The sequence below is a fragment of the Caulobacter sp. GW821-FHT10C03 genome (genome assembly GCF_059415485.1).
In genome coordinates, this window is record NZ_JBWKNI010000007.1 from 298,895 (window position 1) to 324,640 (window position 25,746).

Consider the following 25,746-nt stretch of genomic DNA (forward strand, 5'->3'; position numbering starts at 1 on the left):
ACGAAGGGGATAAACTTGAACCGCACCGCTCTTTGCACGCTTCGCCGCGCGGCCCTGGCCACCAGCGCGCTCGCCAGCCTGGTCGCCGCCGGGGCCCACGCCCAGGAGGCCGAAAAGGTCCAGCCGGACGTGGCCGTCGACGAGATCATCGTCACCGCCCTGAAGCGCTCGACCAGCCTGCAGGAGACGCCGCTCAGCATCTCGGCCGTCGGCGAGACCCAGCTGAGCCGGATCGGCGCGACCGGCATCAACGACTATTTCCGCCAGGTGCCGAACCTGGCGCTGGACGGCGGCACGCCGTCGAACCGCCGCATCACCCTGCGCGGCGTGCGCAGCGCCGGTGAAGCCACCACCGGCCTCTACTACGACGAAACCCCGCTGACCGGTCCGACCGGCACCACCCAGGACGCCGGCTCGACCACGCCAGACATCAACCTGTTCGACGTCGAGCGCGTCGAGGTGCTGCGCGGCCCGCAGGGCACGCTTTATGGCTCGGGCTCGATGGGCGGCACGCTGCGGGTGATCTTCAACAAGGCCGACACCAACGACTACGCCGGGGCGGTCGAGGCCCAGGCGACGACCACCAAGGGCGGCGAAGGCGGCTTCTATGGCAAGGGCATGGTCAATGTGCCGCTGATCCAGGACAAGCTGGGCGCGCGCCTGGTGCTCTATCGCGAAGAGCGCGGCGGCTATGTCGACAGCGTTCCGCTGAACAAGCAGGACATCAACGGCTCGACCTCCAGCGGCGGCCGCCTGATGTTCACCTTCACCCCGACCGAAGACCTGACGCTGCGCGCCACGGCGGCGCTGCAGAACGAGGAAGTGGACGGCCAGTCGAGCTGGTCGGCCGCCGCCGGCCGCTACAAGTCCGACCGCAAGACCATCGCCCAGAGCAACTCCAAGCTGGCGCTCTACAACGTCACCGCCGAGTGGGACCTCCACTTCGCGACGCTGACGGCGACGTCGTCCTACTACAAATGGAAGATGCTGCGGAACAGCGACTGGACCAACAACATCGCCAACAACCGCACCAGCAGCGCCGCCTGCGGCCGCTATTTCGGCCTGTCGGGCACGACCTGCTCCAGCGCCCAGCTGAGCCAGTACACCGCCTGGGCGGACTCCCGCGGTCCGGCCGTCTCCTGGCAGCCGATGAGCCTGGAAACCTGGACGAATGAAGTGCGGATGGCCGGCAGCCTGTTCGAAGACAAGCTCGATTGGACCGGCGGCGTCTACTACGAGACCCGCAAGGACCACGTCGACAGCATCCAGACCCACGCCGACCCCACGACCGGCATGGCCGTCACGCCGTTCGACGCCCTGGGCGCGCGCTATATCGACAACGACGTCAAGCAGACCGCCTTCTTCGGCGAGCTTTCCTATCACGTCACCGACGCCCTGACGGTGACCGGCGGCGCCCGCCGCTTCGACTACGACAAGACCGTCTCGGGCGCGGTGACCATCGGCAACGTCATCTCCAACTCGCCGGTCACCGCCTTCAGCCAGGTGGACGCCAGCGCCAAGGGCTGGGTCGAGCGCGTCAACGTCAGCTACGAATTCGACAAGTCGCTGATGGTCTACGCCCAGGCCTCGAAGGGCTTCCGCCCCGGCGGCGCCAACAACATCCCGGGCCTGACCAGCGGCCTGGTGGCGTTCCAGCCCGACAGCCTGTGGAACTACGAGGCGGGCGTGAAGAGCGACTGGTTCGACCGCCGCCTGACCGTGAACATGTCGGCCTACCAGATCGACTGGGACAACATCCAGGTGCAGGCGCAAGCCAACGTCGGCGCGAACTTCTTCATCATCACCAACGCCGGCGCGGCCCGCATCCGCGGCCTGGAACTGGAGACCACCCTGCGGCCGATGACCGGCCTGACCCTGAGCAGCGCCATCGGCGTGTCGGACGCCAAGCTGACCGAGGACATGACCAACTCGTCGGTGACGGTGTCGGGCTCGACGGGCCTGCGCGGCGACCGCCTGCCCTTCGTGCCGAAGTTCAGCGGCTCGCTGAACGCCGACTACACCTGGCCGGTGGCCGACGGCATGAACGGCCTCGTGCACCTCGACGCCAGCTACACCGGCGGCACGGCCTCGCAGTTCCGTCCGACCTACGTCTATTACGAGAAGGTCCCGGCCTACACGGTCGTGGGCGCTCGGGTGGGCGTCGAGGGCGAGGGCTGGGGCGCCTACGCCTTCGCCCAGAACCTGACCAACTCGGTCGGCCCGGTCTCGATCACCTCGGCCGCCGGCGCGCTGGACCAGGTCGTCAGCCTGACGCCCCGCACCCTGGGCGTGATGGTCCGCCGCACCTTCTGATCCCCCATCATCAGTATCGAGATTATCCCATGAAACATCGCATGATCCCGGCGGCCTTCCTGGCCGTCCTTTGCGCCGGCGCGGCAAGCGCAGCCCTCGCCCAGGCGCCCGCCAAGCCGGCGGCCCAGGTCGACTTCGGCAACGTCCGCCCGCCGGCCCCGACCTCGCCCTTCACCAAGCAGGCCAAAGCCCTGCTGGCGAGCAAGGGCTTCAAGACCGCCAAGGCGACCCTGGCCGCCGGCTACGACCAGACCGTGGCCGACATCGTCACCCTGACCGAGATCCCGGCCCCGCCCTTCGGCGAGACCGAGAAGGGCAAGGCCTATCTGGCCATGCTGGCCAAGGAGGGCCTGACCGAGCTGGAGACCGACGCGGCCGGCAACGTCATGGGCCTGCGCAAGGGCACGGGCGGCGGCGGTCTCCTGGTGGTCGCCGCCCACCTCGACACCGTGTTCCCGGCCGGCACCGACACCAAGGTGCGCCGCGACGGCGACAAGCTCTACGCCCCCGGCATCGGCGACGACACCGTGGGCCTGGGCTCGATCCTGGCCATACTGCGCGCCATCAACGCCGCCGGCATCCAGACCAAGAGCGACATCCTGTTCGTCGGCGACGTCGGCGAGGAAGGCCCTGGCGACCTGCGCGGCATGAAGGAGCTGTTCCTCAAGGGCCGCTACAAGGACAGGATCGACGCCTTCATCTCGCTGGAGCCCAGCGGCCCCACCGTGATCGTCAACGGCGGCGTCGGGTCCAAGCGCTACAAGACCACCTTCAAGGGCCCGGGCGGCCACAGCATGGGCGACTTCGGCACGGTGAACCCGGCCTACGCCCTGGCCGACGCGGCCCGCCAGTTCGGCCAGCTGAAGGTCCCCGAGGATCCGCGCACGGTCTACAACATCGGCCTGCTGGAGGGCGGCACCTCGGTCAACTCGATCCCGTTCGCGGTGTCGATGACGGTGGACATGCGCTCGTCCGGCAAGGCCGAGTTGAAGGCCGTGGAAGACGCCTACCTCGCCATCCTGCCCAAGGCTGTCGAGGCCGAGAACGCCGCCCGCTCGACCAAGCGCGGCGTGATCAGCCTGGACAACAAGATGGTCGGCGATCGTCCGGTCGGCGAGACCGCGATCACCACGCCGTTCGTGCAGCAACTGGCCGCCGTCGGCGACGCCCTGGGCAAGCCGATGGGCTATGTGGCCGGCTCGACCGACGCCAACATCCCGATGAGCCTGGGCAAGCCGGCGGTGACGCTGGGCGCGGGCTTCGTCACCTTCCGCGGCCACTCGCTGGAGGAAGGCATGGAGGTCAACAAGGACCGCGACGTCGAGAGCATCGCCACCACCATGGCGCAGATCCTGATGGTCGCCGGCGCGCACTAGACGCTTTGGACGTTCGGCGGCGGCCCGCGCCGCCGAACGTCTCGCGCTTCCAGACCCAGTAATTCTGACCCCGCCTGAAGATAAGGCGACGGAAAGCCTGGAAACCCCAGGCGGATCACAGAGATTGAACGGCTCGAATACGGCTCATGAGAAGAGCTGATTTTTCGAACTTCATGCGCGTCGCTAAGCCTGCGGCGACAACATGGAGGCGATCATGACCAATGACGCGAAGCGCCAACTGAAACTCGGCGCGATCCTGGCCGGCGTCGGCACCGACCACACCCGCTGGCGTGATCCCGACCTGGCCGGCGACGCCAGCATCGACATCAACTGGTACATCGACAACGCCAGGCTGGCCGAGGCGGCCAAGTTCGACCTGGTGTTCATCGTCGACAGCCCGTTCATCACCCCCGACACGGCGCCGCACTTCCTCAACCGGCTGGAGCCGCTGACCCTGCTCTCGGCGGTGGCGGTCTCGACCTCGAAGATCGGCCTCGTCGGCACCCTGACCACCTCGTACTGGGAGCCCTATAACGTCGCTCGCCAGTTCGGCTCGCTGGACCACATCAGCAAGGGCCGGGCGGGCTGGAACGTGGTGACCACGGGCCTGGAAGGCGCTTCGCGCAACTACGGCCGCGACGAGCACTTCGACCACGCGGTGCGCTACGAGCGGGCCGGCGAGTTCGTCGATGTCGTGCAGGGCCTTTGGGACAGCTACGAGGACGACGCCTTCCCGCGCGACAAGGAGGCCGGGGTCTTCCTCGACAAGACCAAGCAGCATGCGCTGAACCACAAGGGCAAGCACTTCTCGGTGGCCGGACCGCTGGCGCTGAGCCGCTCGAAACAGGGCCAGCCGGTGATCTTCCAGGCCGGGGTCAGCGGCGCGGGCCGCGATCTGGGCGCGCGCATCGCCGAGGGCGTGTTCGCCGGCGTCGACACCTTCGAGGACGCGGTGGAATACTACGCCGACCTCAAGGCCCGCGCGGCGGCGCAGGGCCGCGATCCCGACCACATCAGCGTGCTGCCGGGCATCGCTCCGATCATCGCCGACACCGACGAAGAAGCCCAGGCCATCGCCGAGGCCCGGGCCGGCAGCCGCGAGATCGACAAGCTGCTCGTCGAGCTCGGCCGCGCCTTCGGCTACCACGACTTCAAGCAATATCCGCTGGATGGTCCGTTCCCGGACGTCAGCCAGCTCAGCCTCAACAGCTACAAGGGCCATGCCGAGCGCATCGTCCGCACCGCCCAGACCGAGAACCTGACGGTGCGCCAGACGGCCGAACGCTTCGGTCGCTGGAAAGCCAATTTCGTCGGCTCGCCCCAGACCGTCGCCGACGAGATCGAGCGCTGGTTCGTCGGACGCGCCGTGGACGGCTTCATCTTCCACGTCACCGGTCCGCGCGACTTCGCCCGCTTCCGTGAGCAGGTGGTGCCGCTGCTGCAGGCCAAGGGCCTGTTCCGCACCGAGTACGAGCACGACACCCTGCGCGGCCATCTGGGCCTGCCGGTTCCCGAGAACCGCTGGACCGGCGCGCCCGGCCGGATCGCGGCGGAATAGCCGTGTCCGCCCCTCTCGACGACGTCGCCGCGCCGGACGCGAACGCCAGTCCCGCTGTTCGCCGTTCGCGGCCGGACATCGGCCTGGCCGAAAGGCATGGCGCGCCGGCGCCCATCCTCGAGCTGATCGCGCTCGACGTCGCCGACGCGCCCTGGTCCGCCGCCAGGTTCGGAGAGGCGAGCGCGGTCTAGCCCCAGAACATGTCCCTGCGGCCCATGGCCCAGCGGCGTCGGGCCATGTCGAGATAGAGCCAGACGCCGCTGACGCAGAGGGTCAGCAGGGAAAGGCCGGTCGCCAGGATCAGCAGCTTGCCCGCCAGACCGCCGATCGCGCCGGAGTGGAAGCGTTGCAGCAGGGTGTTGAGCCGCACGGCGGCCTGGGCCTCGGCCGCGCCCTTCACCCGGGCGCCGCTGAGGGCGTCGACCGTGATCCGCTCGGCGTGCTGGCCCGATCCCAGGGTGACGTCGGCCAGGGCCTTGCCGTGGCGTTCGTAGAGCCGCACCTCGGCCCCGGTCAGCTGGGCGTCGGGCAGCAGGTCGGCGGCGGCGCGCAGGGCCGTGGCGGTCATGCGCTCGAGATCTTGCGGCGACGGGATCGGGCGGTCGGCGGCGCGCTGCGCCTCACTGCGAACCGCGCCGCCCTGCCCGCCTCCGCTTCCGAACACGGCCGGATTGGCGAACTCGTTGACGGCGATGATCGAGCCGGTGGCGACGAGATAGGCCACGAAGACCATCGCCCCCGTGCCGACCCAGCGGTGGATCGTCTTGACGAGCATGGCGGTCACGCCTTCCGGAACAGGCCGGGACGCCCCAGGCGCCGGCGCTTGAGCAGCAGGTCGACGTACATCCAGACGCCGCTGATGGTCAGGAACAGGAAGCTTAAGCCCCCCAGCACGCTGAGGAACTGGCCCGGCAGGCCCAGGATATTGCCCCGGTGCAGGCGTTCGAGCAGCACGTGCAGCTTGATGCGGAACTGCAGGTAGGCGCCGAGCGGCCGGCGGGGCGGTTCGGCGACGACGCGGGTGGTCGTCGCGCCCTTCGACGCCTGCGCCGTCAGCAGGCGCGGCGCCCCCTGGGCCTGGCCGACCTTGACGACAATCTCGGTGGGCGACGCGGTCGTGGCGACGGCCTGACGCGCTCCCTCAGCCGCCACCGCGACCATGGCTTCCAGCGGCAGTTCGGCCTGCGGCGGCGGGGTTGGGAAATGCGGCTCGGTCAGCAGGTCGAGCATCAAAGCCAGGCCCGTGACCGCGATCCAGGTCAGGACCAGCATGGCGCCGGCGGCGATCCAGCGATGATAGGTGCGCAGGCGCGCGACCAACGGCTTCTTCACACGGCCTCCCCTCGTTTCTCGTTCTTGCCCGGACACGCCCTATCCGCCGTCGGAGATCACCGTGCCGCCGTCGGCGATCAGCACCTGGCCGGTGACGAAGCTGGAGGCCGGACTGGCCAGGAACAGCGCCGCCGCGGCGATCTCGGCGGGATCGGCCGCCCGGCGCAGCGGCGTGGCGCCCAGGCGCTTGGCCGCCGCCTCCGGGCAGGAAAGGATCGCCGAGGCCCAGCTGGTGGCGGTCAGGCCCGGCGCGAGGGCGTTGCAGCGCACCCCGGCCGGGCCGAACTCGACGGCCAGATTGCGGGCCAGTTGCATCAGGGCGGCCTTGGTCAGGCCGTAGACGCCCAGGGCTCGGTTGCCGCGCAGGCCGGCGATCGACGAGGTCAGCACGATCGAACCACCGCCTCGCGCGGCCATGGCCGGGGCGACCAGCGAACAGAGCCGCACGGCGTGGCGCAGGTTGATGTCGAACATCGCCTCGTAGACGGCGTCGGGAGCCTCGGTCAGCGAGCCCGTGTGCAGCGAGACCCCGGCGTTGCAGATCAACACGTCGATGGGTCCGCAGCGCGTCTCGGCCTGCGCGACCAGCGCCGCCAGTTGCTCGGGATCGGCGACATCGCAGGTGACGGCCTCGACCGCCAGCCCCTCGCCCGCCAGTTCAGCCTTGGCCGCCGCGCAATCGTCGGCGCTCTCGCTGGAGATCACGACCCGCGCCCCGGCCTGGGAGAAGAGCCGCGCCATGGCCAGGCCGATGCCCCGGGTCGAGCCGGTGATCAGGGCCGTCTTGCCGGACAGGCCGAAAAGCCCCTGAAGGACCTGGGTGGAAGCGTCGGCGGTCATCGCACCGCCTCGCTGTCGGCCTGGTCGACCAGCACGAAGGCGACGCGGCACGGGCCGCTGCCGCGATTGGACCAAGCGTGATTGGTGCCCCGCTGGACCACGACGTCGCCCGCCTTCAGCACCGTCTCCTCGCGATCCAGGATCAGCACCAGTTCGCCCTCCAGGATCAGGGCGTAGTCGATGGAGCGGGTGCGGTGCATCAGCGGATGCGGCGCGGCCGGGTCGAGCGCGGTCAGGGCGTGGGCGCCGCCGATCTGCGCGAACTGCGCCTGGGCCGCTTCGAGGGTCATCGGCTCGGCCTCGGGCGGAATGTCCATGATCCGGATGCGGGTGCCGCGGGTCGGCGGCGCCAGGGTCAGGCGGTCCTCCGGCGTCGGCTCGCGGAAGGCCGCGCCCCAGGCCGGATCCTCGGTGCGCCAGATCTCGTGAAACACCGGCCCGTCCGCGCCGATGCGGCGGGTCAGGGCGGGACCGGCGTCCTGCTGGATCACCGAGCGTCCCTGGGCGTCGTGGCCGGTGACGACCCGGCGCGGCGGCGGTCGCGCGGTCATCCGTACTGGCTTTCGGGAGTGGTCGCGACCAGGCCGTCGAGGACGTCGGTGACGATGATCTGGCAGGCCAGGCGCGAGGTTTCCCGGCGATAGTCCGAGAAGCCGAGCAGGTCGGCCTCGCCGCCCTCCGGCGCGCCGACCAGGGCGAAGCCGGCCTCGTCGAGATAGATGTGGCAGGTGCCGCAGGACAGCGCGCCGCCGCACTCGGCCAGGATGTCGGGCACGTTGGCGCGCACGGCCGCCTCCATCAGCGAAGCGCCCGCGCGGGCCTCGACTTCGCGGCGCACGCCTCGCGCGTCGATGACGGTGATCCTCGGCATCGTCCCTCCCCTCCGGCGCTGCGGCCGGTTCTCCTCGTACCCTTGAAAGGGCGCGCGCAGCGAAGGGTCAAATCGCCTGATCCGATAGCTGGCGGCCAGGAAAGCGATGCGCGGCGAGCAAGGAGCCAAGGCTAGGCTGACGCCTCAACAAGACGAGGGAGACGAAACCATGAAGGTCGCCTTGCTGGGCGCCACGGGCGCGGCGGGATCGAGGATACTGAAGGAGCTGTCCGATCGGGGCCACGCGGTCTCGGCGCTGTCGCGCCATCCGGAAATGACGCCCGCCCTGCCCGGCGTGACCACCCAGGCGCTGGACGCCGCCGACATCGATGCGACCGCACAGGCCCTACGCGGATCAGACGCCGTGGTCAGCGCCATGAAGTTCACGTCGGTGGACACTGCCGGACTGATCGAGGCCGTGCGGCGGGCGGGCGTGAAGCGCTACGTCGTGGTCGGCGGCGCAGGCAGCCTGTGGGTCTCGCCCGGCGTGCGCGAGGTCGATGGGCCGGGCTTTCCCGAGCACGTCAAGCCGGAGGCGCGAGCCGGCTGGGCCTTCCTGGAACAATTGCGGGCCAGCGACCTGGACTGGACCTTCTTCAGCCCGTCGCGGTTCTTCACGCCCGGCGAGCGCACCGGCACGTTCCGGCTGGGCGCCGACGACCTGATCTTCGACGCCGACGGCAAGAGCGCCATCTCGTTCGAGGACTACGCCGTGGCCCTCGTCGATGAACTGGAAACGCCGCGCCACGTGGGGGCACGGTTCACGGCGGGCTACTGATCGGAGAGGTCGGGCGGCCCCCAAGCGAGGCCGCCCTTCCGGTCAGAACTTCGCGGTCAGCACCAGGCCGTAGGTCCGCGGATTGCCGATCACGCCGTAGACGTTGACCGGACCGGCGGTGTTGGCCTGCTCCAGCACGGCCTTGTCGCCGATGTTGTTGACATAGGCCCCGATCGACCACTTGCCGTCGGGCTCGTCATAGGTCACCCGGGCGTTGGCCAGGGTGTAGGACTTGGCCAGCGAGTTGTTGAAGCGCAGCAGGTCGACGAAGTAGCTCGACTTCCACTGGGCGTCGAGGTGGGCGGTGATCGCCGCCCCGCTGGCCAGGTCGAAGCGGTGCTCATAGGCGCCCGTCACCGTCCAGCGCGGGGTGCGCGGCAGGGGCCGGCCGGTCAGGTCGGTCATGGTGCAGGTCGTGCCCGAGCACGAGGTGGCCACCGAAGCATTGCCGAAGCTGCTTTCCTGCCACGAGACGCTGCCGTCGAAGCGGTCAGCGCCGGTCAGCAGGTAGCTGCCTTCCAGCTCGACGCCGTAGACCTTGGTCTTGCCCGGCACGTTAGCCGTCAGGAAGGTCGGGACCAGGCCGACATAGTAGTAATAGGACAGCTGGTAGCCGGTGTAGTCGTAGTAGTAGGCGGCCGCGTTCACCTGCAGGCGGTTGTCGAGGAAGCGGTTCTTGCTGCCCAGCTCGTAGGCGGTGATCTCCTCGGGGCCATAGGTGATCCCGCTGGCGTTGACGCCGCCGCCCTTGATGCCGGTCGAGACCGATCCGTAGACCAGCGAGCGGGCCGCCAGGTCGAACTCGGCGCCGGCCTTCCAGGTCAGCTTGCTGTAGCTGTTCGTCACCGCGCCGGCCGAGGTCAGGCTGCCCGCGGCGTAGGACGCCTGGGTGCCGCTGCTGTTGAGAGCGTCGACCTCGTCCTTGGTGTAGCGCAGGCCGCCGGTCAGGCGCAGGCGGTCGTTCAGCGGCACGATCACCTGGCCGAAGGCGGCCGAGGTCTTGCTGACGTTGCGGTCGAAGGAACGGACTTCGTCGAAGGTGTAGTTGATCCGGAACTGCCCCGAGCCGTCGTATTTCAGGTAGAAGGCGCCCAGCACCCACGAGATCGGCGAGGTCGCCGGCGAGGCTAGGCGGATCTCGGCGCTGTCCTGCTTGGCCGGCAGGGTGTCCTTCTCCCAGGTGCCCGAGAACGGCTGGAGATAGGTGCGTTCGAAGTCCTGGTGGCCGAGGATCGTCGTCAGCCGCGCCCACGACAGGTCCCAGTCGGCCTGGCCGCGCAGGGTGGTGTTCTTCATGCTGTAGTCGGCGTCGCAATTGGGATTGCAGTAGACGGCGGCGCCGGCCGGGATGGTGTAGAGGCTGCCGTAGGACGGGGCGGTCCACGGATCGCTGCGGCTGCTGGTGGGCAGCAGCACGTTGCCTGAGCCCTGGCCGCCGGCCTGCTGGCGCTCGGCCGACAGGATGAAGCGCAGGTCGTCGCTCGCCGCGATCAGCAGCTTGGCGCGAGCGAACTTCTCGTCGGCGTCATTGAGGCCGTTGGACAGGTAGCCGTCGTGCGAATTGCTGCCCCCGACCACGCGCAGGGCGACCTTGTCGCCGAGCGGCAGGTTGATCACGCCTTCGGTGCGCAGGGCGTCGTAGTTGCCGACCTGGAGACTGGCGCCGCCCGAGAACTCGCCCAGCACCGGATTGCGGTAGAGCACGTTGACCGCGCCGGCGTTGGCGTTGCGGCCGTAGAGCGTGCCTTGCGGACCGCGCAGCACCTCCACCCGCTCTATGTCGGCCATGGCCACGCCGGTCAGTTCGTTGCGCTGCTGGACGACGCCGTCGTAGCTGACCGTCACCGGCGAGGTCGGCAGGTCGAGCGCGCCACGCGCGCCGATGCCGCGGATGTAGAAGCTGGCGCCGGTGTTGGCCTGTTGGATCTGGACGCTGGGGATCAGGGCGATGGCGTCCTTGATCCCGGTCACGCCCTGCTTCTGCAGCGCCTCGCCGCTGATGGCGCTGACGGCCAGCGGCGTCTTCTGCAGGGTCGTCTCACGCTTTTCGGCGGTGACCACGACCTCGGTCAGCTGGGTCCCGTCATCAGCCCCAGGGGCCTTGCCAGCCCCCTGGGCATGGGCCGCGCCGGCGGCCGCGAGCAGAACGCCAAGGGCCGCACCGGCCCGCAAAGCGACTTTCATCGAAGTCCCTCCCTCTATGCATGACGCCGTCTTCGAGCGCGGCGTTGGCAGGGAGGCTGGGGGCTGGAGGCCCTTAAGGTCAAAGCGATTGGAGGGGTACCAGCCATCGGCGAAGGCGGGGTGTGTTTCAATCGAGTAACAGCGGTTTCGGGGAGAGCCGAAGCCCTCCCCGTCATCCCGTCTCAGGCCTTGCTGGACTTGCGGAACAGCAGGGTCAGCAGGAAGAGCACCGTCTTGGCGTCGAGCAGCTTCAGCGCCGCCCTCGCCTCTTCCGGCCTCAGCTTGGCGGTCATCGGCATGGCGCCGAAGATCTTGCCCTTGATGACCAGGTCGTCGCCGTCGCGGGCGATCGAGGCCACGGCCATCAGCTCCTTGTTGGTCGCGTCGTAGATCTTCATGGCGCTCACCGGCTCACGGTCTTGTCGAAGTCGATGGCGAGGTCGTCGAACATCTTGATCGCCGTGGCCCGGCCCGCGCCGTAGACGCCGCCGCCCGGATGCTGGAACGGCCCGACCAGATAGAGCCGCTCAACGCCCGGGACGGTGTAGTTGCCGAGGTCCGGCGTCGGGCGGTGGGCGACGGTCTGGTACATGAAGGGCGCAGCGCCGTGCATGTCGCCGTTGACGAAGCTGTTGGGCGAACTGCGCTCCATGTCGAGCGGCGACCAGTGGGTGGCGGCGATGATGTTGTCGGCCGTCAGGCTGGGCGTGAACTTCTGGTAGAAGCTGAGGTTCTTGGCCGCCACCTCGTCCTTGATCTCGTCCCAGCGCGAAGGGCCGCCGTCGGCCAGGTCGTAGGGCGACATGGTGATGGCGTGCCAGATGCCGCCGCCGGGCGGCGCGCGGCTGGGGTCGGCGTGGGTCTCGTCGCCGCCGCCGGTCAGCGGCCGGGCCGGCAGGCGACGGCGGCGCAGGGCGTCGAAGTCATCGAGCAGGTCGTCCAGGCGATCGAAGGTGAAGTACTCCAGCATGGTCGCCGTCTGCACCTCGGGACCGGCGTAGAGGGTCGACTGCTTCTTCAGGTCGTAGTGGCTGACGAACAGGCTGAAGGTCGAGGTGTTGACCCGCTCGGCGCGCTTGAGCACCGGCTCGGCCACCCCTTCGACGAACTGCCGCAGGCGGTGCGGGTGGATGGCGCCGATGACGCCGTCCTTGGCGAAGACCTGCTCGCCGTCGGCAAGCTCCAGGCCCGTCGCCTTGCCGCCCGAGACGATGACGCGCGAGACCTCGGCCTCGCAGCGGATCTCGGCGCCATAGTGCTCCAGGCAGCGCACCAACGCGTCGGTCAGGCCGCCGCTGCCGCCGACCGGCTGGGAGACGCCGTAGGTGTGGATGATGCCGGGCATCAGATAGATGCCCATGCCGGTGCCCAGCTCGTCGGGCAGCTGCAGGTTCTCGGTCACCAGCTTCAGCAGGTGGATCTTGACCCGGTCGTTCTCGAAAGCGTTGTCGATGATGTCGAGCGAGCTGCGGCTCATGGCGTCGAGCATCTCGCGGCCTTCCTCGCTCTGGTCGAGCATGGCGATGAAGGCGCCCATCGGGAACGGCGGGGCGTACAGCCCCGACACGAACATGGGCAGCATCTGCATGCTGCGCAGGGCGAAGGCGCGATAGGTCTCGGCGTCCTTCTCGGAATAGCGGGCGATCTGCTGGCAGGACCGATCGAGGTCCTTGTAGGTGATCAGCGTCTCCTGGTCGTGGAAGATGCTGGCGTAGGGCACGTCCGAGTAATTGTACTTCAAGCCGAACTTGCTGAAGAGGCCCAGCTCGTCGTTGGTCAGCAGCGGGTTGCCCTGGATCATGATGTGGCAGGACGAGTGCAGGTCGTGGCGGTAGCCGGGCGAGTTGATCTCCCGCGTCACCACCCCGCCGCCGGGGAACGGCTGGCGTTCGAGGATCAGCACCTTCTTGCCGGCCTTGGCCAGGTAGGCGGCGGTCGTCAGGCCGTTGTGGCCCGCGCCCATGACGACGACGTCGTAGGTCTTGCTCATGTGATGGTTCCTTAGGCCCAGAGGCTCTGGAGGCGTTCGAAGCCAGGCACGTGGATGGCGGTGCCGCCGTCGACGACGAGGTTGTGGCCGGTGACGTAGCGGGCCTCGTCGGAGGCCAGGAAGGCGACCGCGGCGGCGATGTCGCGCGCTTCGCCGAGATACGGGGTCAGGGTCTCGGCCTCGACGGCCTGGCGATGACTGTCGGGAATGTGGGCGGCGACGGCCGGCGTCAGGGTCAGGCCCGGCGAGACGGCGTTGCAGCGGATCCCCTTGCGGCCGTGCGAGGCGGCGATCGAGCGGGTCAGCTGCAGCACGGCGGCCTTGGAGGCCCCGTAGGCGACCTGGACGATGTTGCCCTGCAGGCCAAGGTTCGAAGCGGTGTTGACGATCGAACCGCCGCCGGCCGCGACCATGTGCGGGATCACCGCCTTGCACATCAGGGCCGTGCCGCGGACGTTGACCAGCAAGGCCCGCGTCCAGACCTCGGTCGAAGTGCTCTCGACGTCGCCGTCGAAGCCGGGGCTCATTTCGGGAGCCAGGTCGGCGGCGTTGTTGTGCAGGATGTCGATGCGGCCGAAGGCGTCCAGGGTAGCCTCGACGAGGGCGATCCCGTCGGCCTCGAGGCCCAGGTCGGCCTGGAAGGCGATGGCCTCGCCGCCGGCGTCGCGCACGGCCTGCGCCGTGGTCTCGGCGGCCTCCAGGCGAAGATCGGCGACGGCGACGCGCGCGCCGCGCTCGGCGAGCAGCAGCGCGGTGGCCAGGCCGATGCCGCCGCCCGCGCCGGTGATGATGGCGGTCTTGTCCGCAAGGGAGCCCAAGGCTGCGTCCTCCTCTGATCGAGCCCGTCTGCGCGGGCGTCGAAGGAGGGATAGGGCGAGGCGTTTTTCGCCGTAAGACGGCACATTATTGTTCCCATCCTCGGGAGGATTCGCCGCATGGACGCTCAACAGCCGCCGCGCGCCCTGGACGCCGTCCAGGCCGAGATCGGCCGTATCCTGAAGGTCGATTTCAAGGGCGATGCCCTGGTCGCGGCGATCCGGCCGCTGGCGGATCTCGCGGCCGACCAGGCGCGCAACGGCGGCGACCGCAGCGACCCCATGCGCGAGGTGTTCGCCCGGGTCGGCGACCGCTGGAGCCTGCTGCTGCTGCTGATCCTGCGCGGCGGAACCTTCCGCCACGCGACGCTGCGGCGGCTGGTGGGCGTGCTGTCGTGGGAAGGCGCGATCTCGCAGCGGATGCTGACCCTGCGCCTGCGAAGCCTGGAGCGCGACGGCCTGATCGGCCGCACCATCACCCCGACCGTGCCGCCGCGCGTGGACTACGCGATCACGCCGCTGGGCGAAGGGCTGCTGGCCGAGGTCGAGCGGCTGATGGACTGGGTGCGCGCGCACAACGCGGCGATCCGCCAGGCGCGGGTGAAGTTTGACGAGGGTGACTCACCTCTCCCCTAGGGAGAGGGAGGGGCCCAGGCGATAGCCTGGGAGGGTGAGGGGTTAGGGACCTTTCCGGACAAGGCAGAGTCGAAGGGGATAGGACGGCCAACGTCTTACCCCCTCACCCTCCCACGCCTACGGCGCGGGCCCCTCCCTCTCCCCATGGGAGAGGTTTTTCTAGACCTTCATCGCCGCGAACGTCTCGGCCACCCAGTCGGCGATCCAGTCGCGGGCGTTGGCGACGTTGTCGAGGCTGGAGTGCTCGACGCCCTGCTCGCGGGCCCCGAAGATCTTCAGGTCGCGCTTGGGGCTGGCCGTCAGCTGGTCGTAGCTCTGGTGGGCGTATTCCAGCGGAATCTGGCGGTCGTTCTCGCCGTGGGTGACGAGGAACGGCACGGCGATCTTCTCCATCACCCCGTTCAGCGTGACCTGCTCGGCGATGGCCATGAAGTCATCGACGGTCTCGCCGCCCCAGACCCAGCGCACGTGCTCCCAGTAGTGCGGCACGGGCATGTCGCCTTCGCGGGCCAGGCGGCGCTTCTGCATCTCGCCCCAATTGTGGTTGGCGCCCCAGACGACGCCCAGGGCGAACCTTGGCTCGAAGGCCACCGCGCGCGGGGCGTAGTAGCCGCCGAGCGACACGCCGTGCATGCCGATGCGCTTGGGATCGACCTCGGGAACGGTCTCCAGCCAGTCGACCACCTTGGAGGCCCAGCGCTCGGTGTCGAACACGGCCTTGAGGTCGTGCAGGCGCAGGGCCTCGCCCGTGCCCGGCTGGTCGATGATCAACGAGGAGACGCCGCGCGCGGCCAGGGCGTCGGGCTCGCGGTTGAGGAACAGCAGTTCCTTGACGCTGTCGAGGCCGTTGACCTGCACCAGGCACGGCGCGGGACCGTCGACGCCTTGCGCCTGGACGAACAGGCCGGCGATCACGCCGCCCTCATAGGGGATCTCGACCCGACGGCAGTTCTGGCGGCCGTGCTCGCAGCCCAGCGAAAAGGCTTCCAGCGCGCGGGCGTAGGTGGCGACGCGGCGCACCGAACCCCGGCTCTGCATGCGCTCGGCGGTGAAGTAGTAGAGGGCCGCGCGCAGCAGCTTGGGCCCCGCCGACAGGCGACGGCCAGCCGCGAGATCCTCCTGGGCCAGGTCCCACAGGGTGTCGGCCATGGCCGCCCAGCTTTCCATGAACTCGACGGTGCCGGCGTCCTCGCCGCGGGTGGCCGCCTCGCGGATCGGGCGGCACATGGCGTCGACCTCGCCGACCTGGCCGCCGGACTCCAGGGCGATGCAGACCGACAGGTTCCAGACGTAGTTGCCGGGGAAGTACTCGAACATCCTGAGGGTCTCCTGGTGGGTTCCAGCGGTCTTAAGGGGGCGCGCGGAAACGGAAAAAGCGCTTCTGCCCATGGCCGCCATCGGCGGCGCCGATAGCGCGGCCGAAAAAGAAACGGGACGCGCCGCCCCCCGCGACGCGTCCCGGCAAGTTCGATCGAGAGCGATCAGTACTTGGCCGACAGCCGCACGCCCCAGGTGCGCGGGGCGCGCAGGACGCTGTAGGAGATCCCCGTGGTGAACGGCTGCAGATAGGCGTCGGTGAAGACGGCCTCGTTGCCGACATTGTGGACGTAGGCGGCCAGCGACCACTTGCCGCCGGGCGCGGCGTAGGTGACGTCGAGGTCGTGCATCCAGTAGGACGGCTGGCGCTCGTTGGGCACGTAGTCGATGGCCAGCCAGTAGGCCGCCGACCAGGTGGTGTGGGCCGAGGGCGTGATCGAGCCGCCGTTGGGCAGATCGAAGCGGTGCTCGTAGCCCAGGTTGACCAGCCATTCGGGCGTGCGCGGCATGCGCTTGCCCGAGCAGTCCAGCGTGTAGTCGCCCGAGGTCTGGGTGGTGGTGGCGCAGCTGGTGATCGCCGCCGGCAGCGAGGCCGAGCGGGTGTAGCTGAACTCCTTGTAGGTCGCGTGCAGGTACTGGACGTTGGCGGTCAGCAGGTCGCGGGCGGTCAGCTTGAACTGGGTGTCCAGATCCACGCCGTAGATCTCGGCCTTGCCGGAGTTCTCGGTGATGTTGGTGAAGCCGGCGGGCGGATTGACGATCGGCCCCAGGTGGCTTTCCTGGTGGTCCTTGTAGTCCCAGTAGAAGACCTCGGCGTTGACCTGCAGGCGACGGTCGAGGAACCGGTTCTTGGAGCCCACCGCGTAGGCCGTCAGCTTCTCGGGCTCGTAGGTGTTGGGCGCCAGGGCGGCCCAGAAGCCGCCGGCCTTGGTGGCCGTGCTGACCGAGCCGTAGAGCAGCGAGTCCCTGGCCACGTCGTACTCGAAGCCCAGCTTCCAGTCGGTCGAGCGCCAGGTCTTGTCGCCCGCCACCGGGAAGATGCAGGTGTCGGTCGCCGTCGTGTCGCCCTCGTAGACGTAGGTCGTCGAGAACGTGCCCTGGTTGGTCGCCGAGCAGTAGGTGGAGTTGGCGACGCTCGAGCTGGACACCCCGCCCACGGCCAGCGTGCCGTGCTGGGTCTTGGTCTCCTGAGTGTAGCGCAGGCCGGCGGTCAGGCGGAAGGCGTCGGTGACGCTGTAGGTGCCCTGGCCGAAGGCGGCGTAGGAGGCGTCGGTCAGGCTGTCGAGCACGACGCGGTTCTTGTTGAAGGCGCCCTGGTTGACCGTGAAGTCGGTGCGCTGGTCTTCCTTGTAGGCGTAGAGGCCGGTGACCCACTTCAGCTTGCCCGCCTCGCCCGACAGGCGCGCTTCCAGCGAGCGCTGGATCTGGTGGTCGTTGGGCGAGAAGTAGAAGCCAGGGCGATAGGTGACGTAGTCGGCGTCCTGGCGGGTCTGGTTGGCGATCACCGTCAGGTCGGCGAAGCCCAGTCGCCAGTTCAGCTCGCCGCCGAAGGCGTAGAACTTGTTGTTCACATAGCCGTCCGAGCCGATCGAGGCGATCAGGGCCGAGGGCGGACCGGTGTTGGACAGCAGGTAGGCGTTGGCCGCCGCCGTGCTGGGACCCGTCCACGGATTGTCGGGATCGACCAGCGGCACGGGCACCGCGCCCGGCCCCTTGCCGCCGATCTGGGCGTAGCTGGCGCCCAGCAGCAGCGAGACGTCGTCGGTCGGCGCCCAGAGGGCCTTCACGCGGACCGCGTCGACATTGGCGTCGTCGTAGCCGTCCGACAGGTAGCCGTCGCGCCGCACGCTCTGGCCGGCGATACGCAGGGCGAAGGTGTCGCTGACCGGCACGTTCAGATAGGCGTCGGCCCGGCGCAGGTTGTAGTCGCCGACCTCCAGCGAGCCCCCTGCCCCGAAGTCGAACTTCGGCTTGGCGGTGATGATGTTGACGGCGCCGCCGGTGGCGTTGCGGCCGTAGAGGGTGCCTTGCGGGCCTTTCAGCACCTCGACCCGCTCGAGGTCGTAGAACACGCCCTCGGTGGCCGGCAGGCGGCCGATGTAGACGCCGTCCACGTTGAAGGCCACGGCCGGATCGGCGTACATGTTGGTGCCGTAGGTGCCGGCCCCGCGGATGTAGATCTGGGTCGAGGGACCGCCCTGGCTGATCTGGATGCCGGGGGCCACGCGGTTGAGGTCCTGGGCCTGGACGACGGAGGCGCGCTCCAGTTGCTCGGCCCCGAGCGCGGTGACGTTCACCGCCGCCTTCTGGATGGTCTCGTTCTTGTGCTGGGCGGTGACGACCACCTCGCCCAGCTCGACAGTATCGGCGGACTTCTGGTCCTGGGCCATGGCCGCGCCCGCGCTCAGCGCGGCGAGCATGGCGACCGACGTCAGCAAGCTGACTCGCATCTGCATTCCCCTTGTTTCCTTGCGGCCGCCGCCCGCGTCTGACGCGCGGTGCGAGGCGGCCTATCCCTTTGTCTGCAAAGGCTATGACGACCATCGTTCGGCGACAAAACGTTGCTTCGGATAGGCGCCATCGGCGCGACGGATGAGCGTCGCGCCGGGTCTCGTCAGGCCCTCACCAGGCCGTCGCGCCGCCGTCGATGGCGTGGTCGGCGCCGGTGATCCAGCTGGACTCGTCCGACGCCAGGAAGGTCGCCAACCAGGCGACGTCCTCGGGCTGGCCCAGGCGCTTGATCATCTTCTTGCGCAGGACCTGCGCCTCGAATTCCGGGTCGGCGACGACCGGCGCGGTGGCCGCCGTGACGATCAGGCCCGGCGAGATGGTGTTGGCGCGGATCCTGTGCGGCCCGCCCTCCATCGCCAGCTGCCGGGTCATGGCCAGCACCCCGCCCTTGCCCGCGCAGTGGGCCAGGGCGCCCGAGCCCTGCAGGGCCTGGCGGGCGTTGGCCGAGGCGAAGTTGACGATCGAGCCGCCGCCCCGCGCCACCAGGTGCGGCCAGGCCGCCTTGCAGGCCAGGAAGACGATGTCGAGCTCGCCGGTCAGGGTCCTGCGCCAATCGGCGTAGGTCATGTCGTCGATGAAAGCGAAGACGCCCATGGCGGCGGCGTTGACCAGGATGTCTATCCCGCCGTGCAGGGCGACGGTCTTGTCGATCAGCGCCTGGGCGCCCTCCTCGGTCGTCAGGTCGCAGGGGTGGAGGCTGTCGAAGGCCAGGCCTTCCGCCCTCGCCTGCTCGGCGGTGGCCTCGGCGGCGGCGGCGTCGATGTCGCAGCCGACGACGCGCGCGCCGTGGCGGGCGAACATCAGGCCCACGCCCCTGCCGATGCCGGCGCCCGTGCCGGTGACGACCGCGACCTTGCCGGCCAGGCGGTTGGAGAGAAGCGTGCTCATGCGCTCAGAGGCTCCCGGCTTCCCCGGCGGGGATCGGCCCCTCCACGAACTCGATCAGGTTGCCGGCGAGATCCCGGATGAAGCAGGCCGAGCCGTGCGGCATGGTCTTGACCCAGACGATGTCGGCCCCGCGCTGCTTCAGCTCCTCCGAGAGGGCGACGACGTCGTTGGCGACAAAGGCCACGTGCTTGTTGCCGTGGGTGTGGACGTCGCGGTCGGGGATGCGGCGGTCCTCGGGCAGAGGCGCGGCGTTCGGCACCTCGAACAGCTCGATCCGCAAGGCCCCGTTGGCGATCATCGCCACCTGGGCGGGGATGGTCGGGATCGGGAACCGGCGCTCGACCTTGAAGCCGAGGACGCGGTCGTACCATTCGACGGCGGCGTCGAGGTCGGGGACGCTGACGCCCCCATGGTGGAAGCCGTACTTGAACTGGCTCATCAGAGGCTCACCTGGGCGATGGATTGCGGCTTGCCGCCCTTGGCCGCCAGCATGGCGACCAGGGTCAGGACGGCGGCGACGAGGCTGGCCGCCCCGATCACCTGGAAGGTCGGCAGGATGCCGCCCACCGACTTGCCGATCAGCGGCACCAAGAGGCCGCAGACAAACTGCCCCAGGGCGAAGGTCGATTGCCACACGCCCATGCCGCGCGCTCGCACAGCGAACGGCAGGCCGCGCGTGGCCCAGGTCAGCATGGTCGGCAGGATCATGCCGCCGCCGATCTGGTTGAGGGCCGAAGCGGCCACGAAGGTGGTCTCGTTGGACGCGTGGGACATCAGGATGAAGCCGACGCCGAGCAGGGCGAACTCCAGCAGCATCAGGCCCCGCAGCGGCAGGCGCGGCGACAGGATCCAGAATGACAGGGTGCCCAGCGGCACGGCCAGGCTGGCGATGGCGGTCAGCAGGCCGATGCGGGCCGGATCCTTCACCCCCAGGGCAAACAGCGCCGTGCTGAGCTGGATCTGCACGGTGTAGAACATGGTGGCGGCGAACAGGGTGACGGCGCAGACGCCGAGCATGAACTTCCACGGGAAGCCCGCCCAGCTGAGCGACGGGCGCTGGGCCTCCTCGCCCTCCCCTTCGCCGGCGGCCTCCTGCCGCGAGGGCTCCCAGGTGAAGGCGATCACGCCGACCATCAGCACCAGCGGGAACAGATAGACCAGGAACGGCCCGTGCCAGCCGAACCGGCCGGCCGCCCCGCCGATCATCAGGAACAGCACGGCGGATACCGAGGCCGTGCCCGCCTGGGCGGCCAGCCAGCGGTCGCGGGTCTCGCCCCGGAACAGGTCGGCGATCAGGGTGGTCGACAGGGTCATGACCACGGCTTCCATGATCCCCACCACCACGCGGGTGGCCAGGATCGCCCAGAGGTCGCGCAGGAAGAACGGGGCGACGCCGAAAGCTGCGTAGATCGCCATCGACCAGATCAGCAGCCGGCGGCGGCCCACCGAGTCGCCCAGAATCCCCGCCAGCGGCGAGAACAGGGCGATGCACAGCGAGGGCATGGTGACCACCATCGGCGCCAGGAACTCGATGCCCGGCACATGGGCGAAGGCCTGCATCAGCTGCGGGATGATCGGCGCCACCAGCAGCGCCCCCATCACCGAAAGCGTCACGGGCAGAAGCAGGCTGAGGCCCTGGACGGGCCCGGCCCGCCGGGCGGCTGGGGCGGAAGACGTGGTCACTGACTGTCCCTCTCTAATGTCTTTTGTCGCGAGCCCGTCTTTGTTCTCTGGAGCGCGACAGTCGCCGGAACCGTTGTCGGCCCAGGCTGTCGCGCTCTAGATCGCGTGCTCGTCTTCCTCAGTTAGCGTGTCGAGCTTGTCCGGAAGATTTCCGTTTTTGTCGCCGACGCCCCCGGGGCGTCGGAAAGGCTCGAGCGAGCGACGGTCGGCGTCGAACTGCATGTCCCAGGCGACCTCGCCCTCCCAGAAGCTGGGGGTCCTGGTGGCCCACAGCAGCGAGCCGAACTTCCAGTCCCAGACCCGCGGAACCCAGTTGTCGTCGAGATAGTCGGTGTCGACGTGGTACTCGGCTTCGCCGCCGTTCGGGTTGTCGAAGTAGTAGTAGATGGCCGACGAGATGCGGTGGCGCGACAGGCCGCCGGAGCTGTTCTGGCTGGTGTTGGTCCAGCCCTTCTGCTGCATCTGGTTCACGCCCAGCATCAGCTCGTCGATGTCCTCCAGGCCGAAGGCGATGTGCATGAAGCCCGGATCGTCGGGGGCCACCGGCAGGGCCGTCGAGACGAAGAAGATGCTGTGGTGCTCATGGGTCCCGTCGGCGCGGGCGAAGGCCCCGGCGCCGCGCGAATGGTCGGTGTAGCGGAAGCCCAGGCGTTCGATGAAGAACTCCAGGCTGGCCACGTAGTCGTGCACGAAGAAGACCACGTGGTTGATGGTCTTGGGCAGGCAGCGCCGACGCCATTTGCGGTGCAGGTTCAGGCGCTGGATGTTCCCCGGCGCATTGACGGGGTCGGGCTGGGAGACGACCTGGCGTTTGTTCCAAACCTTCAGGCCGATCGGCATGCCGTCGTCGCAGAAGAAGTGGGCGGCGCCGTCGGCGTCGAAGCTGATCTCGCGGTCGCGCGACAGATCGGCGACCAGGGCATCGAACGACTCCTGGGTGTCCACGCCCCAGATGGTCTCCTGCATGCCGACCTTGCCGGCATAGGTTGCGGGCGAGCGCGGGTCGCCGCGGCGGCGGACCACGATCTTCGACCCGCTGGCCACCTCGAACACGCTCTCGTCGTCGGTCCGCGACAGCGGCGTCAGGCCGAAGTCCGTCCAGAACCGCGTACAGAGCTCAAGATCGTCCACGCCGAAAATCGCGCTCTCGACACCCAGAATCGCCATGCCCTACTCCGTGAACGGGTCCGGACGCGGCGCCCTGCGCCTTGCCGTCCTCCCCGCTGGCTTCTTGTTCTCCCTGCGAACAGACCACCCGGGCGCGGCGGCGAGAAATCCATTGTTCGGATTGGAGGTATCGCGGCGGGCGGCGGCTGGGGGCCGGTCGGGCGCGCAAAAAGAGGCGCCCGCCCGGCGGGGTCGCGGGGCGGGCCAGGTCGGAGACGACGCGGAAAAAGGGTCAGGTGGCCTGGCGCAGGGCCGTGATCGAGGCGGCCATCAGGGTGTTGTGCTCCTGCGGCGAGCCGCCGGTCATCTCCAGCTCGCCCAGGCGGACGGAGTTCTCCACCACCATCCGGCAGCGGTCGAACCGGCGGCCGGTGAAGCGTTCGAGCGCGGCCTCGACCTCGCCGCCATGCGCCAGTTCCTCTGCCAGCACCACGGCGTCCTCGACGGCCATGCCGGCGCCGGAGGCCAGGTGCGGGGTGGTGGCGTGGACGGCGTCGCCGATCAGCACCACCCTTCCGACATTCCAGGGCGGCGGCTGCAGCAGAATCTTCAGCGGCCGGTAGTTGATGGTCGGGTTGGCGAGCACCCCTTCCCGGATCCCCGGCACGATGCCGCCGAAGCCGTCCATCAGGGCGTGCAGCCGCGCCGGCTGGTCGGCCAGCTCGATCCACGGATCGTCGGGCGTACGCTCCAGCAGGAACATGTACATGTGGGTGGGCGAGACCGGGTTGAAGCCGATCTTGCGGTCGCCGCCCATGTAGAAGTGCGAGCGGTCGAAGCCCGGCGGGCGTTCGGCCAGCAGCCGCCAGCAGGCCTGGCCGGTGAAGCGCGGCTCGGGCGCGTCGGGGAAGATCGCCTTGCGGGTGGTCGAGAAGATGCCGTCGGCGCCGATGACGAGGTGGTAGGACCGTTTCTCACCGTCGCTGGTGGCGACCTCGACGGCCTCGCCCGCCTGGTGCAGGGCCTTGACCGTTACGCCGAGCCGGACATCGACTCCGACCTGCCGGGTCGTCTCCGACAGCACCGCGTGCAGAACCGGCCGCATGACGCCGCCGGTGGCGGGGATGCCTTCCTCGACCGGGGTTGTCGAAAGGTCGGCGATGAACTCGCCGGTCTTGGAAAAGACCGTGCCGCCGCTCCACGCCGCGCCCTGGGCCAGCACCGCGTCGAGCACGCCGACGGCGCGCAGGGCCCGCAAGGTCGGCCCGGTGATGGTGATGCCGGCGCCGTAGACGCGCCAGGCCGGATCCATCTCGACCAGATCGACCGCCGCCCCGCTCCGCCGCAGCAGGATCGCCGCCGACATGCCGGCGATGCCGCCGCCGATCACCAGAACCTTGCCGACCATTTCCTCGACCCTTTTTACGCTTCTTGTCGCGCTTATCGTTATTGGGGACGGCTCTCAGGCTCTCGCCTGGACCGCCTTCTGCTCGATCGCTCCGAACACCGAAGCGCCGGCCTCGTCCAGCACCTCGATGCGGACGGTGTCGCCAAAGCGCATGAAGCCGGTCTTCGGCTCGCCGTGCTGGATCACCTCCCAGCCGCGCCGCTCGGCGATGCAGGCCGAGCCGACCTTGTCCGGCGCGCCCTCCGAAACGGTGCCGAAGCCGACGATAGTCCCGGCCTTCAGCGCCCGGGTGCGGGCGGCGTGGACGATGAGCTTGGCGTAGGTGAAGTCCATGGCCGCACCGCTGGGCCGGCCGAACGGCTGGCCGTTCCAGGCCACCTGCACCGGCAGCTCCACCCGGCCGTTGGTCCAGGCGGGACCGAGCTCGTCGGGCGTGACGGCGACCGGGGCGAAGGCGGTGGCCGGCTTGGCGTGGATGGGGCCGAAACCGCGCATCATCTCGAAGCGCTGGAGCGCCCGCAGGCTCCAGTCGTTGGCCAGCAGCACGAGGCGAACCGCCCCTTGCGCCTCCTCGTCGGTCGCGCCGATCGGCACGTCGCCGGTGACGACGGCGTATTCGGCCTCGAAGTCGATGCCGTCGGCCTCGTCGACGAACGGCGCGTCCTGCGTCGGGGCCAGGAAGGCGTCGGAGCCGCCCTGGTACATGATCGGCACGACGTCGGCCTGGGGGATCGGCGGAATGTCGAATGCCTTGTCCAGCAACCGCCCGTGGGCCAGGAACGACGATCCGTCCAGCCACTGGTAGGCGCGCGGCAGCGGCGACAGGGCCTGCGTGGGATCGAAGGCGAAGGCGTCCCGCGCGGTCCCGGCGTTGAGGGCCTCGGACTGGGCCTGGAGCGCCGGCGCCAGCGCGTCCCAGCGGTCCAGCGCCGCCTGCAGGGTGGGCGCGGCCTGCGCGAAGACGGCCGTCTTCAAGTCGCGGGAGACGATGACCAGGCGACCGTCGAAAGTGTCGGACTTCAGGGTGGCGAGCTTCATACGGTGATCCTTGAACTCAATCTGCGGTCCAGCCGCCATCGACCACCAGCGAGGAGCCGGTCATCAGGGCGCTGGCGTCGGAGGCGAGGAAAACGATGGCGCCCATCAGGTCCTCGACCTGGCCGAGACGCCCGAGCTTGATCTTGGCGAGCACGCTGGCCAGGAACGCCGGGTCCTCGAAGAACGGCCTGGTCAGCGGGGTCTCGATGAAGGTCGGAGCGATGGTGTTGACCCGAATGCCGTGCGGGGCCAGGTCCAGCGCCATGGCCTTGGAGAGGCCCTCCAGCGCCCACTTGCTGGCGCAGTAGAGGGTGCGGTTGGGACCGCCGACATGACCCATCTGCGAGGTCATGTGGATGATCGAGCCCTTGGCGCCCTGCTCCACCATCCGCCTGGCCACAGCCTGGGCCACGAAGAAGGCGGCCTTGAGATTGAGGTCGAGCACGGCGTCGTAGTCTTCGACCGTGACCTCGCCGAACGGCTTGGGCCGATTGGTCCCGGCGTTGTTGACCAGGATGTCGAAGGCCGGGCGCGCGGCGATGGCGGCCGTCACCGCCGCGACGTCGCCGACGTCCAGCACCAGGGCCTGCGCCGCTCCACCCCGCTCGCGGATCGCCTGGGCCCCCGCCTCGATCTCGCTGGCCGAGCGGGCGACGAGCGTGACGGCCGCCCCGGCGTCGGCCAGGGCCGCGGCGGCGGCCAGGCCGATGCCTCGCCCCGCCCCAGTCACCAGAGCCCGGCGGCCGTCCAGCCGGAACGACGGCGTACTTGGCAACACAAGAGGGGGCAGCTCCATCGCCCTACCCGTCCCTATTCCGCCGCCAGCACGGGCGAGGCCGCGCCGGCGTAGGGCACCTCGCGATGGCCGTAGCGGCGCACGCGGATGTTGGCCTGCTCGCCGTGGCCGGCGAAGCCTTCCAGGGCGCAGAGGCGCGAGCAGTACTCGCCGACCAGCGCCGAGGCCTCGTCGGTCAGCACCTTCTGGTAGGTGCAGGTCTTGATGAACTTGCCCACCCAGAGACCACCGGTGTAGCGGGCCGCCAGCTTGGTCGGCAGGGTGTGGTTGGTGCCGATCACCTTGTCGCCGAACGAGACGTTGGT

At 69.2% G+C, this 25,746-nt stretch carries 25 protein-coding genes; 6 read left to right on the forward strand and 19 right to left on the reverse strand.

All coding sequences use genetic code 11. The features are described 5' to 3' along the window. Nucleotides 1-15 precede the first annotated feature (15 nt). The 4 genes from AC07NG_RS12305 (at nucleotide 16) to AC07NG_RS12320 (ending at nucleotide 5,438) form a co-directional block, all read left to right on the forward strand. Nucleotides 16-2,313 carry a TonB-dependent receptor gene (locus AC07NG_RS12305; RefSeq protein ID WP_494594290.1) on the forward strand — a complete coding sequence of 766 codons (2,298 nt, stop codon included), beginning with the start codon at nucleotides 16-18 and terminating at the stop codon, nucleotides 2,311-2,313. Nucleotides 2,314-2,342: 29 nt separating this feature from the next. Continuing rightward, nucleotides 2,343-3,689 carry a M20/M25/M40 family metallo-hydrolase gene (locus AC07NG_RS12310; protein WP_494594291.1) on the forward strand — a complete coding sequence of 449 codons (1,347 nt, stop codon included), beginning with the start codon at nucleotides 2,343-2,345 and terminating at the stop codon, nucleotides 3,687-3,689. 214 nt (nucleotides 3,690-3,903) lie between these two features. Continuing rightward, a complete protein-coding gene (locus AC07NG_RS12315) occupies nucleotides 3,904-5,247 on the forward strand; it encodes an LLM class flavin-dependent oxidoreductase (RefSeq protein WP_494594292.1) in 1,344 nt (447 codons plus the stop codon). Between the two features lie 2 nt (nucleotides 5,248-5,249). Further along, nucleotides 5,250-5,438, forward strand: a complete 189-nt coding sequence (locus tag AC07NG_RS12320) for a hypothetical protein (protein WP_494594293.1) — start codon at nucleotides 5,250-5,252, stop codon at nucleotides 5,436-5,438. On the opposite strand, the gene AC07NG_RS12325 is transcribed toward AC07NG_RS12320, so the two are convergent. The 5 genes from AC07NG_RS12325 to AC07NG_RS12345 are packed head-to-tail and all read right to left on the reverse strand — an operon-like array spanning nucleotide 5,435 to nucleotide 8,290. Further along, a complete protein-coding gene (locus tag AC07NG_RS12325; protein ID WP_494594315.1) occupies nucleotides 5,435-6,022 on the reverse strand; it encodes a PepSY domain-containing protein in 588 nt (195 codons plus the stop codon). The genes AC07NG_RS12320 and AC07NG_RS12325 overlap by 4 nt on opposite strands. 5 nt (nucleotides 6,023-6,027) lie before the next feature. Further along, nucleotides 6,028-6,579 (reverse strand): PepSY domain-containing protein, encoded by a 552-nt coding sequence (locus tag AC07NG_RS12330; protein WP_494594294.1) that lies wholly within the window; start codon nucleotides 6,577-6,579, stop codon nucleotides 6,028-6,030. A gap of 39 nt (nucleotides 6,580-6,618) precedes the next feature. After that, nucleotides 6,619-7,419, reverse strand: a complete 801-nt coding sequence (locus AC07NG_RS12335; RefSeq protein ID WP_494594295.1) for an SDR family NAD(P)-dependent oxidoreductase — start codon at nucleotides 7,417-7,419, stop codon at nucleotides 6,619-6,621. Then, nucleotides 7,416-7,970 (reverse strand): cupin domain-containing protein, encoded by a 555-nt coding sequence (locus AC07NG_RS12340; RefSeq protein WP_494594296.1) that lies wholly within the window; start codon nucleotides 7,968-7,970, stop codon nucleotides 7,416-7,418. The genes AC07NG_RS12335 and AC07NG_RS12340 overlap by 4 nt, the downstream gene beginning before the upstream one ends. Next, a complete protein-coding gene (locus AC07NG_RS12345) occupies nucleotides 7,967-8,290 on the reverse strand; it encodes a 2Fe-2S iron-sulfur cluster-binding protein (protein WP_494594297.1) in 324 nt (107 codons plus the stop codon). Before AC07NG_RS12345 ends, AC07NG_RS12340 begins: the two co-directional genes overlap by 4 nt. Before the next feature lie 169 nt (nucleotides 8,291-8,459). On the opposite strand from AC07NG_RS12345, the gene AC07NG_RS12350 reads away from it, so the two are divergent. Further along, complete coding sequence (locus AC07NG_RS12350) at nucleotides 8,460-9,068, forward strand: NAD(P)-dependent oxidoreductase (RefSeq protein WP_494594298.1); 609 nt, start codon at nucleotides 8,460-8,462, stop codon at nucleotides 9,066-9,068. Between the two features lie 42 nt (nucleotides 9,069-9,110). Here the strand turns inward: AC07NG_RS12350 and AC07NG_RS12355 are convergent, their stop codons facing one another. From AC07NG_RS12355 to AC07NG_RS12370, 4 genes are all read right to left on the reverse strand, one after another. After that, nucleotides 9,111-11,252 carry a TonB-dependent receptor gene (locus AC07NG_RS12355; protein WP_494594299.1) on the reverse strand — a complete coding sequence of 714 codons (2,142 nt, stop codon included), beginning with the start codon at nucleotides 11,250-11,252 and terminating at the stop codon, nucleotides 9,111-9,113. Nucleotides 11,253-11,434: 182 nt separating this feature from the next. Beyond that, on the reverse strand, nucleotides 11,435-11,650 hold the full coding sequence (locus AC07NG_RS12360) for a hypothetical protein (RefSeq protein WP_494594300.1): 216 nt from the start codon (nucleotides 11,648-11,650) through the stop codon (nucleotides 11,435-11,437). Between the two features lie 5 nt (nucleotides 11,651-11,655). Continuing rightward, nucleotides 11,656-13,242: a phytoene desaturase family protein gene (locus tag AC07NG_RS12365; RefSeq protein ID WP_494594301.1), complete on the reverse strand. Its 1,587-nt coding sequence runs from the start codon at nucleotides 13,240-13,242 to the stop codon at nucleotides 11,656-11,658. Nucleotides 13,243-13,253: 11 nt separating this feature from the next. Beyond that, the gene (locus AC07NG_RS12370; RefSeq protein ID WP_494594302.1) at nucleotides 13,254-14,060 is read right to left on the reverse strand and encodes an SDR family NAD(P)-dependent oxidoreductase; all 807 of its coding nucleotides are present in this window, start codon (nucleotides 14,058-14,060) and stop codon (nucleotides 13,254-13,256) included. A gap of 117 nt (nucleotides 14,061-14,177) precedes the next feature. Here AC07NG_RS12370 and AC07NG_RS12375 point away from each other — a divergent pair, with 117 nt between their 5' ends. Then, nucleotides 14,178-14,693, forward strand: coding sequence for a winged helix-turn-helix transcriptional regulator (locus tag AC07NG_RS12375; protein WP_494594303.1), 516 nt, complete (start codon nucleotides 14,178-14,180; stop codon nucleotides 14,691-14,693). 159 nt (nucleotides 14,694-14,852) lie between these two features. Here the strand turns inward: AC07NG_RS12375 and AC07NG_RS12380 are convergent, their stop codons facing one another. The 10 genes from AC07NG_RS12380 to AC07NG_RS12425 form a co-directional block, all read right to left on the reverse strand. Next, on the reverse strand, nucleotides 14,853-16,010 hold the full coding sequence (locus AC07NG_RS12380) for an alpha/beta hydrolase family protein (RefSeq protein WP_494594304.1): 1,158 nt from the start codon (nucleotides 16,008-16,010) through the stop codon (nucleotides 14,853-14,855). A gap of 164 nt (nucleotides 16,011-16,174) precedes the next feature. Then, on the reverse strand, nucleotides 16,175-18,466 hold the full coding sequence (locus AC07NG_RS12385; protein WP_494594305.1) for a TonB-dependent receptor: 2,292 nt from the start codon (nucleotides 18,464-18,466) through the stop codon (nucleotides 16,175-16,177). Between the two features lie 166 nt (nucleotides 18,467-18,632). Further along, nucleotides 18,633-19,409 (reverse strand): SDR family NAD(P)-dependent oxidoreductase, encoded by a 777-nt coding sequence (locus AC07NG_RS12390; RefSeq protein WP_494594306.1) that lies wholly within the window; start codon nucleotides 19,407-19,409, stop codon nucleotides 18,633-18,635. A gap of 4 nt (nucleotides 19,410-19,413) precedes the next feature. Beyond that, nucleotides 19,414-19,848 (reverse strand): VOC family protein, encoded by a 435-nt coding sequence (locus AC07NG_RS12395; RefSeq protein WP_494594307.1) that lies wholly within the window; start codon nucleotides 19,846-19,848, stop codon nucleotides 19,414-19,416. Next, a complete protein-coding gene (locus AC07NG_RS12400; protein WP_494594308.1) occupies nucleotides 19,848-21,092 on the reverse strand; it encodes an MFS transporter in 1,245 nt (414 codons plus the stop codon). Before AC07NG_RS12400 ends, AC07NG_RS12395 begins: the two co-directional genes overlap by 1 nt. A 96-nt stretch (nucleotides 21,093-21,188) precedes the next feature. Beyond that, nucleotides 21,189-22,259 carry a VOC family protein gene (locus tag AC07NG_RS12405; RefSeq protein WP_494594309.1) on the reverse strand — a complete coding sequence of 357 codons (1,071 nt, stop codon included), beginning with the start codon at nucleotides 22,257-22,259 and terminating at the stop codon, nucleotides 21,189-21,191. A gap of 232 nt (nucleotides 22,260-22,491) precedes the next feature. Further along, nucleotides 22,492-23,607, reverse strand: a complete 1,116-nt coding sequence (locus AC07NG_RS12410) for an FAD-dependent oxidoreductase (protein ID WP_494594310.1) — start codon at nucleotides 23,605-23,607, stop codon at nucleotides 22,492-22,494. A gap of 54 nt (nucleotides 23,608-23,661) precedes the next feature. Further along, nucleotides 23,662-24,645, reverse strand: a complete 984-nt coding sequence (locus tag AC07NG_RS12415; protein ID WP_494594311.1) for a fumarylacetoacetate hydrolase family protein — start codon at nucleotides 24,643-24,645, stop codon at nucleotides 23,662-23,664. A gap of 16 nt (nucleotides 24,646-24,661) precedes the next feature. Beyond that, entirely contained in the window at nucleotides 24,662-25,420 is a 759-nt protein-coding gene (locus AC07NG_RS12420) for an SDR family NAD(P)-dependent oxidoreductase (protein ID WP_494594312.1), read from the reverse strand. Between the two features lie 35 nt (nucleotides 25,421-25,455). After that, nucleotides 25,456-25,746, reverse strand: a 291-nt coding sequence (locus tag AC07NG_RS12425; protein ID WP_494594313.1) for a histidinol dehydrogenase, incomplete at its 5' end; no start/stop codon positions are given.

Bases quoted from the DNA above. Each gene is read 5' to 3' on its own strand.
- AC07NG_RS12310 (WP_494594291.1), top strand. From the start codon at position 2,343: ATGAAACATCGCATGATCCCGGCGGCCTTCCTGGCCGTCCTTTGCGCC.
- AC07NG_RS12350 (WP_494594298.1), top strand. From the start codon at position 8,460: ATGAAGGTCGCCTTGCTGGGCGCCACGGGCGCGGCGGGATCGAGGATA.
- AC07NG_RS12365 (WP_494594301.1), bottom strand. From the start codon at position 13,242: ATGAGCAAGACCTACGACGTCGTCGTCATGGGCGCGGGCCACAACGGC.
- AC07NG_RS12375 (WP_494594303.1), top strand. From the start codon at position 14,178: ATGGACGCTCAACAGCCGCCGCGCGCCCTGGACGCCGTCCAGGCCGAG.
- AC07NG_RS12335 (WP_494594295.1), bottom strand. From the start codon at position 7,419: ATGACCGCCGACGCTTCCACCCAGGTCCTTCAGGGGCTTTTCGGCCTG.
- AC07NG_RS12395 (WP_494594307.1), bottom strand. From the start codon at position 19,848: ATGAGCCAGTTCAAGTACGGCTTCCACCATGGGGGCGTCAGCGTCCCC.
- AC07NG_RS12315 (WP_494594292.1), top strand. From the start codon at position 3,904: ATGACCAATGACGCGAAGCGCCAACTGAAACTCGGCGCGATCCTGGCC.
- AC07NG_RS12415 (WP_494594311.1), bottom strand. From the start codon at position 24,645: ATGAAGCTCGCCACCCTGAAGTCCGACACTTTCGACGGTCGCCTGGTC.
- AC07NG_RS12385 (WP_494594305.1), bottom strand. From the start codon at position 18,466: ATGCAGATGCGAGTCAGCTTGCTGACGTCGGTCGCCATGCTCGCCGCG.
- AC07NG_RS12390 (WP_494594306.1), bottom strand. From the start codon at position 19,409: ATGAGCACGCTTCTCTCCAACCGCCTGGCCGGCAAGGTCGCGGTCGTC.
- AC07NG_RS12380 (WP_494594304.1), bottom strand. From the start codon at position 16,010: ATGTTCGAGTACTTCCCCGGCAACTACGTCTGGAACCTGTCGGTCTGC.
- AC07NG_RS12340 (WP_494594296.1), bottom strand. From the start codon at position 7,970: ATGACCGCGCGACCGCCGCCGCGCCGGGTCGTCACCGGCCACGACGCC.
- AC07NG_RS12325 (WP_494594315.1), bottom strand. From the start codon at position 6,022: ATGCTCGTCAAGACGATCCACCGCTGGGTCGGCACGGGGGCGATGGTC.
- AC07NG_RS12345 (WP_494594297.1), bottom strand. From the start codon at position 8,290: ATGCCGAGGATCACCGTCATCGACGCGCGAGGCGTGCGCCGCGAAGTC.
- AC07NG_RS12410 (WP_494594310.1), bottom strand. From the start codon at position 23,607: ATGGTCGGCAAGGTTCTGGTGATCGGCGGCGGCATCGCCGGCATGTCG.
- AC07NG_RS12405 (WP_494594309.1), bottom strand. From the start codon at position 22,259: ATGGCGATTCTGGGTGTCGAGAGCGCGATTTTCGGCGTGGACGATCTT.
- AC07NG_RS12355 (WP_494594299.1), bottom strand. From the start codon at position 11,252: ATGAAAGTCGCTTTGCGGGCCGGTGCGGCCCTTGGCGTTCTGCTCGCG.
- AC07NG_RS12360 (WP_494594300.1), bottom strand. From the start codon at position 11,650: ATGAAGATCTACGACGCGACCAACAAGGAGCTGATGGCCGTGGCCTCG.